Source organism: Streptomyces sp. NPDC053069 (assembly GCF_044546895.1).
Classification (GTDB): Bacteria; Actinomycetota; Actinomycetes; order Streptomycetales; family Streptomycetaceae; genus Streptomyces.
In genome coordinates, this window is sequence record NZ_JBITZN010000014.1 from 85,226 (window position 1) to 101,987 (window position 16,762).

The window sequence follows — 16,762 nt, forward strand, 5'->3', positions numbered from 1 at the left end:
GGGGTGCGCGAGCGGGGGCGGCGCACAGGCGCCATGATGCAGGGGCACCGTCACGACCTCGATGGGACCTGCTCATGCGCGCCATTCCGCTCACCGTCACGGCCCTCGCCGCCGCCCTGCTGCTCACCGCTTGCAACGGTGGCGGGAGCAAGAGCGAGAGCAAGAACAGCTCGGACTGCGAGATCGGCGGGGTCTCCGTGCAGATCGGGTCGGCGAGCGTCGCGCCGAAGGCCGGTGACACGGGCGAGATTCCCGTCAGCATCACCAACCAGAGCAAGCCCTGCACCCTGGACCACTTCGCGGGCGTCGTCCTGAACGCAGGCGGCGCCAAGACCGACGTGCCGGCGCTCAAGGGCGCGAAGGCGCAGAAGCTCAAGCTCGCCAAGGGCGACTCGGCGTCCTTCACCATCAGCTATGTGCGCGGCGACGCGGGCGCCAAGACCGTCGTGGACGCCAAGACCGTGACCATCAGCCTGCCTGGCTCCCCCACCACCCGGAGCTTCCCCTGGTCCTACGGCCCCGTGGCGGCCCAGGCCGGCGGCAGCGGTCCGGACGCCTCCGTGAGTGCCTTCCAGCAGGTCGGCGACTGACGGCCCGCGCGGCGTCACTCCGGCCCGCGCGGCGTCACTCCGGCCCGCGCGGCGTCACTCCAGTCGGGGGCGGGCTCCGACCCGGGCGCGGTCCGCCGCCCGCGCACCCTCCGTCCACCCGGCGGCGTCGCTCACGCCGCGCAGTCGGGTCGTGGTGGTCTCGGGGAACATGCGTTCCAGCCGGTCGGTGACGGCCAGCTCCCTGGTGGCGAGGACCGGCAGCAGGTCCTGGGTGACCTGGGTCTCGGCGGCGGCCGCGAGCCGGTCGCCGACGCGGTGGGCGTAGGCGGCCAGGAACGACTGCCGAAAGGTCTTGGTCCGCTTCCGCCCGCCGGCTCTCTGCGCGGCCTCCGCCCTGGTCATCGCGTGCGTGGCCTGCACCAGCAGCGAGGTGTAGAGCAGCTCGACCGCCTCCAGGTCCGCCTCGTAGCCGACGACCGTGGAGAAGCCCAGCGGTTCGTTCCACACCGCGCGGCAGTGGTTCGCGCCGGCCACGGCGTCGAGCAGGACCGCCTTGGCCTGTTCGTACGGCGGCTCGACGCCTATCCGGCAGGCGCCGGGCGCGTCCGGCGCGGGTGCCCCGGCCGCGAGCAGCGCCTCGTCGACGCTGTGCCGTGCCATCAGCTCCTGCGCCTTGGCGCTGAGCGCCTCCGCCTCCTGGGGATACCCGGTCGCCTCGGCCTTGGCGAGCAGCGCCCGGATACGGGTGAGCATGCGGGCGGCGGCCGGGCCGGGAGCAGGGCGGGACTCCTGCTCCAGGGGCTCCAGGGCGGGCAGGCGCAGTAGCAGGCGGTACAGCTCCAGTGCGGTCGTGGCCTGCGTGAAGCGGTCGGTCTCGCGGGCGGGAGCCTCGGGCAGATCCGCCAGCTGGGCGGCCCAGCGACGCCCCCGCGGGCGGTCCTGCCCGGCCTGCGCACGGATCAGCGCGGCGGCCCGGCGCACATGCGCGTCCTCCAGCTCGCGCCGCACCAGTCGGACGACGTCGGCGGGCTGCCAGCCGCGCCGCCAGGCCGTCGCGACGAACTCCTCGCCGCGGCGCGCGAGTTCGGCGTCCGCGGCGGGGTCGGCGGCGAGCAGGGAGGCGCCGGTGTCGAGCCCGGTGTCGCTGTCGTCGTAGAGGGCGGCCCGGAAAGCCCGCTCGACGGTGCTGGCAGTGCTGGTCACATCGTCGATCGTGCCATGCCCCACCGACACCCGGCCGAGCGTTGTCCACAGGCTGTGGAGGAAGGGGCGGCGGGCACTGCGGAGCGATCGGGCCGTCGGTGTCCGACGGGTGCGGCGGCCCGGACCAAAGTAGCCACTCGGCCGGGAAACCGGCCGGGGACAGAGTGTCAACCAATGGTTGACAGTCCGAGGGGCGCAACCTACGGTTGACACATGGCCAACCGTCAGAACATCACGGCATCCGTACGTCTCGACGACCTCATCGAGGCCATCAGGAAATCCCACTCCGAACCTCTCGAACAGCTGCAGGACGCGGTGATCGCAGCCGATCACCTCGGCGACGTGGCCGACCATCTGATCGGCCACTTCGTCGACCAGGCCCGCCGCTCCGGCGCCTCCTGGACCGAGATCGGCAGGAGCATGGGCGTGACCCGGCAGGCGGCGCAGAAGCGGTTCGTGCCGAAGGAGTCCGCCGACCTCGGCGCGGCCGACTTCAGCCGCTACACCACCCGCGCGCGGAACGTCGTCATGGCCGCGCACAACGAGGCACTGGCCGCCCGCAACCCCGAGGGCCGCCCCGAGCACCTGGTCCTCGGCCTGCTGGCCGAGCCCGAGGGGCTGGCCGCGAAGGCGATCATCGAGCAGGGCGTCCTCCTGGACGCCGTACGCCAGGCGGCGACCGCCGCGCTCCCTCCCGCCGCGGAGGAGGTCCCCGGCCTCGTCCCCTACGGCCCCGACGCCAAGAAGGTCCTGGAGCTCACCTTCCGCGAGGCCCTTCGGCTCGGCCACAACTACATCGGCACCGAGCACATCCTGCTGGCCCTGCTGGAACACGAGAACGGCCGGGGCGTCCTCAGCGGCGTCGGCCTCACCAAGGCGGCGGCCGAGGAGTATCTCGGCAAGGCTCTGGCGCTGCTGACGGAGCAGCGCCAGGAACCCGCCCAGGAATCCAGGGAGGACTGAAACAGCAGGTCAGGGCCATTGTCAGTGCCGCCTGCCACACTCGCAGTCATGACCGACCGGTGGGCGCTCGCACCGGCCGAGGACGGAGGCGTGGAGGTCGCCCCCCTCGGCCCGGACGGGCTGCCCGCCGGGCCGGTGCGGCGGGAGAGCGATCTCGCCGGGGCGGTGCGGAGCCGCCCGGAGGTGACGCGCTGGGTGTGGCGGTCCACCCCCGAGGTCTACCCGCGTCTGCTCGCCACGGGGGTGCGAGTGGAGCGGTGCTACGACATCGAGGACGCCGAGACACTCCTGCTGGGCCACGAGGGCCGATACGGCGAGCCGCGCTCGGCCGCCGCCGCCCTGGCCCGCCTCCGGGGCGGCCCCGTACCGCCCGACCCGCCCCAGCGTTCGGCCGAACCGGGCGCGCAGTCCCCCCTGTTCGAGCCCACCGGCACCCGGCTGCCCCTGACCGACCTCCTCGCGGTCTACGCCGGGCAGCTCAGACGGCACGAGGAGACCGCCCACCCCGACCGGATGCGCCTGCTGACGGCCGCCGAGTCGGCCGGCATGCTGGTGGCCGCCGAGATGAACCACGCGGGCCTCCCCTGGAGCGCCGAGGTCCACCGCAGCCTGCTGCACGACCTGCTGGGCGAGCGCTATGCGGGCGGCGGCGAGCCGCGCCGCCTCGCCGAGCTGGCCGACGAGGTGTCCGCCGCCTTCGGCCGCCGGGTGCGCCCCGACCTGCCCGCGGACGTCGTCAAGGCGTTCGCGCAGGCCGGGATCAAGGTGCGCTCGACCCGCCGCTGGGAGATCCAGTCCGTCGACCACCCGGCCGTCGCGCCTCTGCTGGAGTACAAGAGGCTGTACCGCATCTGGGTGGCGCACGGCTGGTCCTGGCTGCAGGACTGGGTGCGCGAGGGCCGTTTCCGCCCCGAGTTCCTGGCCGGCGGCACGGTCACCGGACGCTGGGTGACCAACGGCGGGGGCGGACTGCAGATCCCCAAGGTGATCCGCCGGGCCGTGGTCGCCGACCCCGGCTGGCGGCTGGTGGTGGCCGACGCCGACCAGATGGAACCGCGCGTGCTCGCCGCCATCTCCCGGGACCCCGGTCTGATGGAGGTCGCCGGCCGCGAGGGCGACCTCTACCAGTCGGTGTCCGACCGCGCCTTCTCCGGCGACCGCGACCAGGCCAAACTCGCCGTACTCGGCGCGGTCTACGGCCAGACCTCGGGCGACGGCCTGAAGAACCTGGCCGCGCTGCGCCGCCGCTTCCCGAAGGCCGTCGCCTACGTCGACGAGGCGGCCCGTGCGGGCGAGGAGGGCCGGCTGGTGCGCACCTGGCTGGGCCGCACCTGCCCGCCGGCCGCCGGAGCCGGCGAGGACGCCGCGGAGGAGGCGGGCATCCCCGTCGGCGAGGACGATGCCGAGACACAGGCCGACGGCCAGGCCGCCTGGGTTCCGGGTTACGCCTCCGTCAACTCCCGTGCGCGGGGCCGCTTCACGCGGAACTTCGTCGTCCAGGGCAGCGCCGCCGACTGGGCCCTGCTGATGCTCGCCGCGCTCCGTCGGGCCTGCGCGGACCTCAAGGCCGAGCTGGTCTTCTTCCAGCACGACGAGGTGATCGTGCACTGCCCCGCCGAGGAGGCCGACACGGTCGTCCGGGCCATCCGCGCCGCCGCCGACCTCGCCGGCCGCCTGACCTTCGGCGAGACACCGGTGCGGTTCCCGTTCACGACAGCGGTGGTGGAGTGCTATGCCGACGCCAAATGAACGCCGTTCCAGGACACTTCGGCCGCTCTTCGATCACTCCGCGAGAAGTTCGCGCAGCTCGGTCACGACCGCCTGCTCGTCCGTGCCGTCCAGCGCCGCGAGTGCCGCGTGCCAGGCGTCGTGCGCCTCCGGCCGACGTCCCTGCGCGCGCAGCAGCAGCCCCTGCTGGTGCCGGGCCAGGCCGCCCGTGTACCCGTCGGCGCGGGCGTCGGCCCGGCTGAGCAGCTCGGCGCACTCGTGGGCCGCCCGCTCGGTCTCCCCCAGCTGCCGCAGCGCACGGACCAGGCCGAGCCGGGTCTGGGACTCGCCGTGCCAGTCGCCGTGGCCGCCGAGAATGCGCAGGCTCTCCTCGAAGTGCTCGGCGGCGGCACCCGGTTCGCCCAGGCTGAGATGGGCGTAGCCGATGTTGCAGTGCGCCGAGTGCTGCAGGATGACCGCGCCGATCGCGTCCCCGATCGCCAGCGAGCGCCGGTGCTGCTCGATGGCGGCGCGCGGGTCGGTGTGCTCGTAGAGGTTGCCGAGGTGGCTGTGGGTGACAGCCTCCCCGTAGGGGTCGTTCAGCTGCCGGGAGTACGCGAGACTCTGCCGCAGCGCCTCCCCGGACTCCTCGAACCGCCCGAGCCCCTCCAGCAGCAGCCCGCGGTTGTTCAGGCAGCGCCGGATCCGCGAGGCCACACCGAGCCGCCGCCAGATCTCCAGCGACTGGTCGGTGAGGGCGAGGGCGTCCTTCTGCCGGCCGGCCAGGAAGTGCAGGCCCGCCAGGTCGCCCAGCGCATACGCCTCGGCCGGCGCGTCCCCGAGCAGCCGCGCCGCGCCGAGCGCGGCCCGCCCCAGCACCTCCATCTCGGCGACCCGTCCGCTGCGCTGGACATACGGAAAGAGCAGCCGTGCCAGCACCGAGAGAGGAGCGGCCCGTTCCGCGTCGAGCGTGTCCGCGTTCCGTGACACCAGGGCGACCACGTTCTCCAGCTCCACCTCGCCCCAGGCGAAGGCCTGTTCGGCGGACTCGAAGCGCGCCATCCCGGCCAGGTCCGTCGCATGGTCCGGCGGCTGTGCGGCGGTCGGCCGGCGCCGGTCGTCCTGGTCGAGCCCGGGCTCCGCGATCGCCTCCAGCAGCCGCTCGGCCACGGCGGCGTACCAGCGCAGGGCGGTCGGATCCGGGGCGGGGACCGGGAGGGAGCCGGACGCGGCGGCGGCACCGCCCGGGCCGGCGGTTTCCCGGCGCGGGCCGTGGCCGTCGCGCCCCGGCTCGGCGCCGGACGGGGCACCGGCCACCCACGCGCCGGGGTCCTTCTCCGGGTCCTTCGCCGGCTCCTCCCCTGGGCCCTTCCGCGTGTCCTTCCCTGCGCCTTTCCCTGCGTCCCTCCCCGCGCCCGTCCCCGTCGCCTTCCCCGTGTCGGCCAGTTCGCGGGCGAAGTCGCGGACCAGGTCGTGCGGGGCGTAGCGGCCGTAGGCCGTCTCCTCCAGCAGGGCGACGTCGACCAGGCGGTCGAGGGCGGCCTCGGCGCGGCGCTCGTCGGTGCCGGTGAGGCGGGCGATCAGCGGGGCGCCATAGGTCGGCAGGTCGAGCGCGCCGATGTGGCGCAGGGTGAGGGCCGCGTCCCGGTCGGCCTCGCGCTCGGCGGCGGCGAGCGCGTCGTGGGCGACGGCCAGGGAGCGCCGGACGCTCAGGTCGTCGTACTCCAGGTGCCGCAACCGCCCACCGGTCTCGGCGAGTTGGCCCGCCAACGCATCCGGGGTGAGGGCGCGACGGGCGGCGAGCCGGGCGGCGACGACGCGCAGCGCCAGCGGGAGCCCGCCGGTCAGCTCGACCAGGGCGTGACCGGCGTCCAGTCCCTCGCGTCCGCTCACGGCGCGGAGCAGCGCCGCGCTGTCCTCACCGGTCAGCGGGGCGAGCGGGAAGCGCCGGGCGCCGTCGAGCGCGGTCAGCGGCGAGCGGCTGGTGACGATCACGGCACAGCCAGGCCCGGCCGGCAGCAGGAGCCGTACCTGGGCCGCGCTCGCCGCATCGTCCAGCACCAGCAGGATGCGGGCCGGCGCGAGCAGCGAGCGGAGCAGGGCGGCCGCCGCGTCCGGGTGCTCCGGGATGCTGCGGGGCTCGACACCCAGGTCCCGAAGCAGCGCGGCGAGCGCCTGCGCGGAGGGGAGCGGGGTCATGCCGGGGGTGGCGCCGTGCAGGTTGACGTACAGCTGACCGTCGGGGAATCGTTCCCGCAGCCCGTGCGCGACATCCAGGGCGAGCGCGCTCTTGCCGACGCCCGCCATGCCGCTGATCACGGCGATGGCGGGGGCCGGAGCGGGCGGCTCGGTGAGCGCGTGCCGCAGCTCGCGGCGGACGTCGGCACGACCGGTGAAATGGGCAGGCGGGGGCGGCAGCTGGGCCGGCCGCGGGGCCTGCCGGACCTCCGGGGCACCGGCCGGGTGCGGGACCGGCGTCGCACCCGGCCCCTCCCCCTCGGTTTCTGCATCGGTATCGGCGTCCAAGGGGCGGTCGTCCCGGCGCGGTTGACGGACATCGCTCTTCACGCCCGGCCGGCGGGCGTCACCCTCCTCGTCGCTCCCCCGCAGCACCTCGACATGCGCCTCACGGACCGCGGTGCCGGGTTCGATGCCGAGTTCCTCGACCAGGCGGGCGCGCAGATCACGGTGCACGGCGAGCGCCTCGGCCTGACGGCCGGTGCGGTGCAGGGCGAGCATGAGCTGACGGTGATACGCCTCGCGCAGCGGGTGCTCGGCGACCAGCGCCGCCAGCTCGGGGACAATTTCGACCAATCGTGCGCCGCCGAGGGCGAGTTCGGCGTCGTAGCGCCACTCCAGCAGGAGCAGCCGAGCCTCCTCCAGGCGCTGCACCAGGGCGTAACCGCCGAGGTCGGCGGGGAGTCCGCTGAGCGGGGCGCCGCGCCAGAGCGCGAGTCCGGCCGCGCAGGCCCGTACGACACCCGGCCAGTCCCGCCGGGCGTGCGCGGCCCGCGCCTCGGCGACCCGGGCGTCGAAGACGTGCACGTCCAACTCGCCGTGATCGACGCGCAGTACGTATCCCGGCGCTACGGCCCTGAGCCGGTCGGGGTCGTCCAGGAGCCGGCGCAGCCGGGTCACGTGGTTGTGCAGGGACGCCTGCGCGGAGACCGGCGGCGCCCCGCCCCACAGGGCGTCCTTCAGCGACTCCACCGACACGACCCGGCCCGGCTCCAGCAGCAACGCGGCGAGCAGTGCGCGCACTTTGGGGCTGCCGATGGCACGGACGAGGTTGTCGGGGCTGTTGGGGGCGGACTCGGGGGACGCGGTGTCGCCGGGGGCGGTGGCGCCCGGGGCGCCAGATGTGTCGGGGTCGTCGGTGGCGTCGGAGCCGTCGGGGGTGGGCTTGCCGTGCGGGGCGCCGTGCGGGGTGCCCTGCGGCGTGCCGCCGGTGGCAGGTTCTCCGGGATCTGCACCGGGGGACTTGGTCGAGATTCCGAATGGCGGTCGGTCGTACAGGACCGGCGGTCCCAGCAGTCCGAACCGCAGCCCGCACCGCCGCATCACGCCGCTCCACTGCCTTCCCGCGGTCGGGGCCGACCGTGCTCCGCGGCGAGCGTGCGCCCGCCGATCCTTGGCGGAAATCCGCCTGTCCACAACGGTTTCCCGCCACCTTCCGCCTGCCGGTCCGGCCCCGGATCGGCCTGTCCGACGGCTTGATTCCGGATACCGTCGGCAAGTTCCGGCCAACGAGCCCTCGACCTGCCGACGAACCGTTGGCCACATGTTAGCGATCCGTTGGCGAATCCTGATGTGATCATCTCCATCGGATCTGGTCCAACGGCGCGCGCGTATGTCGCGTAACTCGGGGGAGTGTCGCCGCAGGCTGGATCCGGGGACGCAAGGGGCCCCGGTCGGCGGAGGTGAACGCCCGGGGCCCCGTCCCGTCCCCTCCGCCACGACTCCTTTGCGCCGGTCGGCCCGCCGGCAGGGCGCGGTTCCCCGGCGGAACCGCTCCTCACATCACCGGCGGGCGCCCCAGCCGGGTCAGTCGCCACACCGTCCGCCAGCGCATCGGGCGGCGCTCGCCGGCCGGCCTCCGGAGCCCCTCCGCGAAACCGGCGAACCATGCCTTCAGCCCGGCCGGGGAGCGGGTGCGGGCCAGGGTGAGCAGGACCCACACGCCGAGATGCACGGGAATCAGCGGCAACGGCAGCCGGCGCCGGACGAGCCAGACACGGTTACGGGCGTTGACGCGGTAGTAGATGGCGTGCCGGGCCGGTGAGGTCTTGGGGTGCTGGAGCAGCAGCTCGGGAGCGTAGAGGATCTTCCAGCCGGCGTCCGCGGCGCGCCAGGCGAGGTCGGTCTCCTCGTGCGCGAAGAAGAACTCGGCGGGCCAGTCCCCGGTTTCGGCCAGCATGGCCATGCTCAGGGCATGTCCGCCGCCGAGGAAGCCGGTGACGTAACCGCCGCGCATCGGATCCGACTTGCCCACGCGGGGCACGTGCCGCTGCTGGGTCTCGCCGTGCTCGTCGGCGATGCGGAAGCCGACGATGCCGAGGCGCGGATCGGCGGCGTACAGGTCCCGTACGCGTCGCAGCACATCGGCGTCGACGAGCAGCCCGTCGTCGTCCAGTTCCACGACGACGTCGACGTCGCCGTACTCCCGCAGCCGGGCGAGCGCGACGTTGCGGCCGCCCGGACAGCCGAGGTTCTCCTCCACGTCGATGGTGGTGACCTCGCCGGGCAGGGAGAGCCGGCGGGCGAACTCGGGCAGCCGGCAGCCGTTGCCGACGATGACGATGCGGGCGGGGGCGAGGTCCTGCTTGGCCACGGACTCCAGCAGGGCGTCGACCTCCGCCGGCCGGTTGCCCATGGTCACCACGGCCACGGCGATCCTCGGCTCCACCACGTCACTCACCCCATCCGGCCGACGGCGGCGCCGCCCCCTGAACGCGGTGCCCGCCGTTCACCAAGATGTTGCCTCAGCTCCGCGGGTTCACCCGGCCCCGATTCACTTTGCGGCCCTTTTGCTCCGGATTCACCCGCACGTTTCCTGTGCGGGCGGCGACCAACGGGCAGCGAGGCGACGGGCGGCGCAGCTCCGGGCGGGTGGCCATGCCGCCCAGGAGGCGGTATCTGTGTCACGACCGGGGCGCGACCAAGCCGGTTCGCCGCGCTTCCGGCGAAAGAGTCTCATCCTCGACACCAAGGCACCGGGGGGATCATGGGCGCCGATACGGTTATCGCCGTCTGCGCGGTCTTGATAGCGCTTGGTTCGCTCTGGGTCAGCCTGATCCAGACGAGAGCAGCCCGGGAACACAACCGGCAATCCGTACGACCCTTGCTGCAGATGCGCGCGGTCAGGGCCGCTACGCATTAGGAGTTGTCCGATCTTGGTCTGCCAGGGTCCGCGGATGTCCGAGAAACGGGTCTCCACTCCTGGTTCGGTTTCGGACGGCGGACGATGGCGGGAATTCACGAACAAGCGATGATCGAGACCACAACTGAGACCGTAGCCAACCTTGAAGGCTCGGGGATCGCATCGGCCAGACGAGCGGAGGGCCAACTGCCCTCATCGGCTGATGGAGTACGTCACTCTCGCTGCGAAGCAGCCCGGTCGTGAACCGCCACCGTCGAATCCGCACTCGCCGAGCCTGGAACGCGTGCGCTGAGGAAGCCTGCCCCAAGCGCGACATCCCGCCATGACAGTACGCCGCTTTTCAGCCGCGTCCTGCGCACAAACAGGTAGTTCAGTGTGTTGACTCGTCACCGCATGCCACTATTTACGGATTCCTTTAAGGACCCAATTGAGGAAGTCTGCAACCTCTTGATCGCTGTTCATTTTCGCCAACCCTGCGATCTTGTAATCGTCATAAGCCAATGCAATCCAGAACTCCCCTACTCGCCAGAAGCATGCCAGCTCTCCATGAATACCCGGCTTGTCGATATTTCGATGACCGCCGCCCGATAGATAGTCCTCGATGCTGTTGCATTGAGAGCGCTTAGCCGGCGCAGCGTTAGAAGTCGCATCAAAATAGGCGCGCATGGATTTAAGAGTCGGGAAAGCGATGTACTTCGCGTGTCCGGGATCATCACTTTTTCCGCAGACATAGCCAATTGCCGATAACGGCACGTCTGCAGTTCTTTTGCAATTGCTCCATTCACTTTCCGCCACGGCGTGATATGCCAGTACATTCAACGCCGCATCGACATTTAGCGAGGGTGTTGCCGACGGTGTTGACCTACTCTTGTGCCCAAGAGGGCGATTGGTGCTTGGAGCAATCAAAAGTACGACATTGCCGATTACCATCAAGGCACCCAGAAATGCTAGGGTAAGGCGAACCTTCCGCCGCATTCTCGAGGCCTTCGAACGGGGAAGGTGTCCACTGTTGATCACTGCGAGCGTAATAAACATCAGGCCCACGCAGATCAGGGTCACAGCAAGGGGAAGTGGCATGACTGATTCTCCAGTAGGCCTAAGGGGTACGCAACCGGGCGCTACATCTCACCGCAAAAACTCTATTGTCCAGGGAGTCCCGTCAGAGGACACACTGAATACCCGCTAGGTTTATCTACAAATCCATACCTTCTAACCCATGCGCTAAGCTCTCTATCGCTAGGATTAGCACCCGTACCGGGCTTCGAGGAAACCGTCGACTCCAAGTACGGGCTTTCAGCATCTAGAATCCACCAGGAAGTAAGATATTTGGGACGTCGTGTAAACCTCAGGACACCGCTGCCCGGCTGAAGTCGATACTCGTAGCGCACAAACGGGACGTCCTTATTTGCTGCGGGCTGTGTTACCCAATCAGGGGCCCGTTCCCTCTGCTGCAGCCAGTCATTCCAAGAATCGCCCATAGAGACATACTCCAGGGTAACCCGGTCTCTCCGGGTGAGCAGGACGTCGCTTGAGGCTTCGATCGCGTCATAGGGACTCGCCTTGTCGAGCTCAATGATTTTTTCTTCGGTTATGGTTTCCCCCGGCTCCAGCCATGAATCCGGCGCGACAATCCGCCCGGACTCAATCAAGACCTGACTCGGTGGGCCAATGCTCTGATGGATCGCGGCATCTCCATTGTTGGTCAGTTCTTCCATCCAATCTGCCTGCCCCCTCAGGACATCCTTTTCGGCATACTCCCCGACGACCGAGTAGACAGAATTTACGATAGAAACGCCGACTTTGCCGATATTGCTCACTTCCAACTTTACGGGCAGCAGTGTTCCACCGCCCGCCCTTGCTGTCGGCTTTCCGAATACAACACGATTTGAAATGTTCTCAGGATTTGAATATGGCAGGTATATTTGCGAATACGCGAAGTTCCCCACTGCGATAAGTCCAGAGGCAAGGACTCCAATCGCAAACTGCCGTGGTGCTGGGATATCCTTCCATACGCCTTTTTTGTGCAGCAGGGTCCATAGAGCCCAAATCGACCAGGCTATGAGTGTGATCCACACGAAGACGTAGGGAGTGTATTCACGTCCCTGGATCTGCAGGGACATCATCATCAAGTTGTGGCCCAGAACAGTCATCGCCCCGAGCAGAACAAAAGCTCCCGAAAACTTGACGTGCACCTGCCCCCAATAGTCGAACGAGGCGACTGCGGCAAGTAGGCAGATTCCGGCGCCAACGACCATGAGAACGCCTGTAAGTCGCCCAAGGTACGTGATTGCTCCAGCCACATCACTGACCCCCATGAGACCGAGGAATGCAGCCGAGACAAGCAGGCCCAGGATCATTGTGATGGGCGTAATGTGCCCATACAGGTATGCTAACCGTGGGCTGGCGGCTAGTCTGCTCGAAAAATTCTTGCCCATGAAATCATGGTCACAGTGATGGTGCTCGCCAGCATCCTGGACTACTCCGTTTGGGGAGTCGAGACAGAAGCAGGTCGCGGAACTCAAGCGACCGTAGAGGTATCGCTACCGTCCTGCGGTCCATCCCTAATCCGCCGTTTCCGCCGGCCGCTGGCAGAGATCGTCGGAACGCCGATGGGGGAGGTCGAAGTCCTCCGGGCACCAGAATGAGCAATCCCGCCTGATGTCATCAGCGACCCTTTCCCGGTTGGCGGATATTCCCACCTTGGAAGCGATGGCGTCGGCTTCATTCCGGTCGTCCTGGCGGTCTGCCATGCCTGTGGCCGGCCCCGTGCCACGAGTGGGCCGCCGCCACCATCGAATCTCGCGTGCTCACCTCGCCGTCGTGGGTCCCGGCGTGGCGGCACACTGCGGCGGTCGGCTATCACCCCGGCGGGGCCGGGATAACCGTGGACCTGGACGATGCAGCGGCCATCGAATGGGCCGGCCAGTCCCTGCCCAGCACCCGGATGGTGCCCACCCGCAATCACCGTGCCCGCACCGGCCGGCGGCCGGGGCGTGCCGCCACCGAACGTTCCGCCTACCTGGAACGCGGTCACCATGGCTGAACAGCGCATCACCGAGGCCCGCAGCGCAGTCCACACGACCGTGTACCGGACGTTTCTAGCCGTGCTGTCCACCATGGCCGGTGCGGCTGCCTCACCGACGCTCACATCGCGCGGCTGTTCACCGCCGCTCAGGCAAAGGGGAATCGCCCCGGCACGTGGACCAACGGCGTCGGCCGGGTGGAACTGTGACCAAGGCCGACGACGAAAACAACCCGACCCGCGAGGTCATCACTGACTACGCCTGGGCGCATTTCCGGTACTCCGCACCGCCGAGGGGGCCGTGTACACGCAGAACAACGCCCACCCTGTGGCCGGCCCGCCTCCGCTCCCCGTTCGAAGCCCTCGCGCCTGCCGAGGACGTGCAGCCTGTCCACATCCGCGTCGCCCCCGGATTCGACTGCGCGACCAAGCGCGTCCTGTACACCGACGACCCCGATTCCGGCTCCACTGAGACCAGAAGAGAGACGACCGACACCCGCGCAGCACGCTCCCTGCGCCGCCGTCACATCCACTGAACGCAAAAGCCCAGCTCAGACAAGTCTGAGCTGGGCTTCAGTGGAGCCGCTTTCGGGATTCGAACCCGAGACCTACGCATTACGAGTGCGTTGCTCTGGCCATCTGAGCTAAAGCGGCGCGCCTGCTGCACCGATGGTGCGATCAGCGACGTCGGTAAGTCTACACAGTTTCCGGGGGTGCTTCGTACCAGCCCCGGGGCGGGTGGCTCCGAGGCCGGTGGGCGGGGTTACGAGCAGCGCTTTCCCTCGGTCGGTGGGGTGCCGTGGAGCAGGTAGGTGTTGATCGCCGTGTCGATGCAGGTGCTGCCGCGGCCGTAGGCGGTGTGGCCGTCGCCGACGTAGGTCAGGAGACGGGCCGAGGACAGCTGGCGGGACAGGGCCTGCGCCCAGCGGTAGGGGGTCGCCGGGTCGCGGGTGGTGCCGACCACCACGATCGGCGCCGCGCCCCCGGCGCGGATGCGGTGCGGCTCACCCGTGGCCTTCACCGGCCAGTACGTGCAGTTCAGCGACGCCCAGGCCAGACCGGCACCGAAGACCGGGGACGCCTTCTCGAAGGCGGGCAGCGCCTTCTCCACCTGGTCGGGGCCGGTGAAGGCGGGCGGCAGGTCCAGGCAGTTCACGGCGGCGTTGGCCATCATCAGGTTGCTGTAGTGGCCGTCGGCGTCCCGTTCGTAGTAGCTGTCGGAGAGCGCGAGCAGGCCCGCGCCGTTGTTCTTCTTCATCGCGGAGGTCAGCGCCCCGCGCAGCTGCTCCCATGTGCCCTGGTCGTACATCGCCGCGATCACCCCGGTCGTGGCCAGCGCCTCGCCCAGCTTGCGGCCGTCCGCGTCGCCCGCCGGGACGGGATGCGCGTCGAGCTTGCGGAAGAACGCCCTGAGGTGGTCCCCGACCTGCGCGGGCGTCGTGCCCTTGCCGCCGAGCGGGCAGTCGGAGTGCCGTACGCAGTCCTTCGCGAACGCCTGGAACGCGGTCTCGAAGCCGGCCGTCTGCTCCAGGTTCAGCTTCCGGGCGTCCAGGGAGGGGTCCATCGCGCCGTCCAGGACCACCCGGCCCACCCGGTCGGGGAACAGCCCGGCGTACGTCGCCCCGAGAAACGTGCCGTACGACGCTCCCACGTAGTTCAGCTTCGGATCACCGAGGGCCGTCCGCAGGATGTCCATGTCCCGCGCCGCCTCGACGGTGGAGACGTGCCGCAACAGCCGCGCCGAACGCGCCCCGCAGCTCTCCGCGAACTTCTTGTCCGCCGTGACCAGCGCGTTCCGCTCCTGCTGGTCGTCGGGCGTCAGGTCCGTCTGTGTGTACACGTCCATCTGGTGGCCGTCGAGGCACTCGACGGGCTCACTGCGGGCGACGCCCCGCGGGTCCACGGCGACCATGTCATAGCGGGCACGGACGTCGGCCGGGTAGCCGATCCCCGCGTAACCCTGCAGGTAGGCGACCGCCGAGCCGCCCGGTCCGCCCGGGTTGACCAGCAGCGAACCGAGCGGCTTGCCCTTGCCGGTGGCCTTCTTCCGGGCGACGGCGAGCCGGACGTCACCCGAAGCTGGCTTGGCGTAGTCGAGGGGGGCCTTCATCGTCGCGCACTGGAAGCCGGAGACACCGCAACTGCGCCAGTGCAGCTTCTGGCTGTAGTACGGCGCCAGCGCCGACGGTGTCGCGCGCGGCAGCGCGGCCAGCGCCGCGTCCGTCGCACCGTCGGCCGACGTGGTGGAGCTCCCGGAGGAGCAGGCGGACGCGAGCAGGGCGACGGCCGCGAGAAGGGTGGTCGTGAGGCGGGCCGTCGTGCGGGCGCGGGGGCTCCGGGTCCGGCGGAGGGATGGCCTGAGGTGCATCAAGCGAGCGTAACGCTGAGCGACGGATCGGACGCGGTGCGTGGGAATTATGGCTCGTACGGGGTACACAACCGCACCTCCGAGGGGTGTCTCCAAGGGTGTCAGAGCGGTGTTCATGGGCCGCCTTGGTCCGGCAGGGGGCCGGGCCGAAGCGCGCCGGGGGCACTCGGCTCCCCGGCTCCGGGGCGGTCCCGGCACCGGCGGCGACCGGCCCGCGGTGCGGGGTGTCAGCCCGCCCGCAGTGCCATTGTCATCGCCTCCACCGCCAGCAGCGGAGCCACATTGCGGTCGAGGGCCTCGCGGCACGCGGCGATGGCCTCGATGCGGCGGAGCGTGGCTTCCGGGCTGCTGCCGCGCGCCAGCCGCTCCAGGGCGTCCTCGGCGTCGGCGTTGGCGATCGCCACGCGGGAACCGAGCTGAAGGGCGAGGACATCGCGGTAGAAGGCGGTGAGATCGCCGAGGGCGACATCGAGGCTGTCGCGCTGCGTGCGGGTTCTGCGGCGCTTCTGCATGTCCTCCAGGTCCTTCATCACACCCGCCGTGCCGCGCGGCAGCCGGCCGCCCTGGGCCGCGCCCAGTGCGGCCTTCAGCTCCTCGGCCTCCTTGCCGTCCATCTCCTCGGCCAGCTGCTTGGCGTCCTCGGCGGCCGCGTCGACCAGTTCCTGGGCGGCCTTGAGGCACGCGCCGACCTCGTCCAGGCGCAGCGGCAGTTTGAGCACGGCCATGCGGCGCTCGCGGGCCGCCGGGTCGGTGGCGAGGCGCCGGGCGCGGTCGACGTGCCCCTGGGTGGCGCGGGCGGCGGCCGTCGCGACCGCGGGCTCGATGCCGTCACGCCGTACGAGCATGTCGGCGACCGCTTCGACGGACGGCGTGCGCAGGTTCAGGTGGCGGCAGCGGGAGCGGATCGTCGGCAGGACGTCCTCGACGGAGGGGGCGCACAGCAGCCAGACCGTGCGCGGGGCGGGCTCCTCCACGGCCTTGAGGACGGCGTTCGCCGACTTCTCGTTCAGCCGCTCGGCGTCCTCGACCAGGATGATCTGCCAGCGGCCGTTCGCCGGGGCGGTGAACGACTTGCGGACCGTGTCCCGCATGTCCTTCACGAGGATCTCGGAGCCCACCGCAGCCACCGTGGTGACGTCCGCGTGGGTGCCGAGCAGCGCGGTGTGGCAGCCGTCGCAGAAGCCGCAGCCGGGGGAGCCGCCGAGGGCGCGGTCGGGGCTCACACACTGCAGGGCCGCGGCGAAGGCCCTCGCCGCCTGGTTCCGGCCGGCTCCGGGCGGGCCCGTGAACAGCCAGGCGTGCGTCATCTTCGACGCCTCCGGCAGCGGCTCGTCGGCCGCGGCGGCCGTGACGAGGGCGTCGGCGTCCCGCGCGGCCGCGTCGAGCACCGCGCTCAGCTTCTCCTGCCCGACGAGGTCGTCCCATACGGTCATGGGTCACGCCGCCCTTCCGTCACACTCCGCGTTCCGTCCCTCCATTGTGCGGGCGGGCACTGACAACGCGGTCCGGCGGATGTTGCCCCGAGGGTGGTGAAAGACGAGGGCGGCGCCGATCGCCGTTCCGATCGG

The 16,762-nt window shown here is 70.5% G+C and carries 10 protein-coding genes, 1 tRNA gene and 2 pseudogenes; 5 read left to right on the plus strand and 8 right to left on the minus strand.

What is annotated here, in order from left to right; genetic code table 11:
* Positions 1–74: 74 nt before the first annotated feature.
* The gene (locus tag ACIGXP_RS29115) at positions 75–590 is read left to right on the plus strand and encodes a DUF4232 domain-containing protein (RefSeq protein WP_399773233.1); all 516 of its coding nucleotides are present in this window, start codon (positions 75–77) and stop codon (positions 588–590) included.
* 54 nt (positions 591–644) lie between these two features.
* Here ACIGXP_RS29115 and ACIGXP_RS29120 read toward each other — a convergent pair whose 3' ends face one another.
* Positions 645–1,754, minus strand: a complete 1,110-nt coding sequence (locus ACIGXP_RS29120; protein ID WP_399773236.1) for a DUF2786 domain-containing protein — start codon at positions 1,752–1,754, stop codon at positions 645–647.
* Between the two features lie 213 nt (positions 1,755–1,967).
* Here ACIGXP_RS29120 and ACIGXP_RS29125 point away from each other — a divergent pair, with 213 nt between their 5' ends.
* Both ACIGXP_RS29125 and ACIGXP_RS29130 read left to right on the plus strand, forming a co-directional pair.
* Positions 1,968–2,717 (plus strand): Clp protease N-terminal domain-containing protein, encoded by a 750-nt coding sequence (locus ACIGXP_RS29125; RefSeq protein WP_399773239.1) that lies wholly within the window; start codon positions 1,968–1,970, stop codon positions 2,715–2,717.
* A gap of 48 nt (positions 2,718–2,765) precedes the next feature.
* On the plus strand, positions 2,766–4,466 hold the full coding sequence (locus ACIGXP_RS29130) for a bifunctional 3'-5' exonuclease/DNA polymerase (RefSeq protein WP_399773241.1): 1,701 nt from the start codon (positions 2,766–2,768) through the stop codon (positions 4,464–4,466).
* A gap of 33 nt (positions 4,467–4,499) precedes the next feature.
* Here ACIGXP_RS29130 and ACIGXP_RS29135 read toward each other — a convergent pair whose 3' ends face one another.
* The 4 genes from ACIGXP_RS29135 to ACIGXP_RS29150 form a co-directional block, all read right to left on the minus strand.
* Positions 4,500–7,985: a BTAD domain-containing putative transcriptional regulator gene (locus ACIGXP_RS29135; protein ID WP_399773243.1), complete on the minus strand. Its 3,486-nt coding sequence runs from the start codon at positions 7,983–7,985 to the stop codon at positions 4,500–4,502.
* 454 nt (positions 7,986–8,439) lie between these two features.
* Positions 8,440–9,333: a glycosyltransferase gene (locus ACIGXP_RS29140; protein ID WP_363217568.1), complete on the minus strand. Its 894-nt coding sequence runs from the start codon at positions 9,331–9,333 to the stop codon at positions 8,440–8,442.
* An 870-nt stretch (positions 9,334–10,203) separates the two neighbouring features.
* The gene (locus ACIGXP_RS29145) at positions 10,204–10,881 is read right to left on the minus strand and encodes a hypothetical protein (protein WP_399773246.1); all 678 of its coding nucleotides are present in this window, start codon (positions 10,879–10,881) and stop codon (positions 10,204–10,206) included.
* Between the two features lie 62 nt (positions 10,882–10,943).
* Entirely contained in the window at positions 10,944–12,239 is a 1,296-nt protein-coding gene (locus ACIGXP_RS29150) for a hypothetical protein (protein ID WP_399773249.1), read from the minus strand.
* Positions 12,240–12,550: 311 nt separating this feature from the next.
* On the opposite strand from ACIGXP_RS29150, the pseudogene ACIGXP_RS29155 reads away from it, so the two are divergent.
* A pseudogene (locus tag ACIGXP_RS29155) lies at positions 12,551–13,036 on the plus strand (DNA primase); the annotation flags it as partial.
* Positions 13,033–13,254 (plus strand): annotated as a pseudogene (locus tag ACIGXP_RS29160) (ATP-binding protein); the annotation flags it as partial. The pseudogenes ACIGXP_RS29155 and ACIGXP_RS29160, both read left to right, overlap by 4 nt.
* Positions 13,255–13,403: 149 nt before the next feature.
* On the opposite strand, the gene ACIGXP_RS29165 reads toward ACIGXP_RS29160, so the two are convergent.
* From ACIGXP_RS29165 to ACIGXP_RS29175, 3 genes are all read right to left on the minus strand, one after another.
* Positions 13,404–13,480 (minus strand) — tRNA-Thr (locus ACIGXP_RS29165).
* Positions 13,481–13,589: 109 nt separating this feature from the next.
* Positions 13,590–15,194, minus strand: coding sequence for an alpha/beta hydrolase (locus ACIGXP_RS29170; protein ID WP_363217566.1), 1,605 nt, complete (start codon positions 15,192–15,194; stop codon positions 13,590–13,592).
* Between the two features lie 227 nt (positions 15,195–15,421).
* Complete coding sequence (locus ACIGXP_RS29175) at positions 15,422–16,627, minus strand: DNA polymerase III subunit delta' (protein ID WP_399773252.1); 1,206 nt, start codon at positions 16,625–16,627, stop codon at positions 15,422–15,424.
* Positions 16,628–16,762 lie beyond the last annotated feature (135 nt).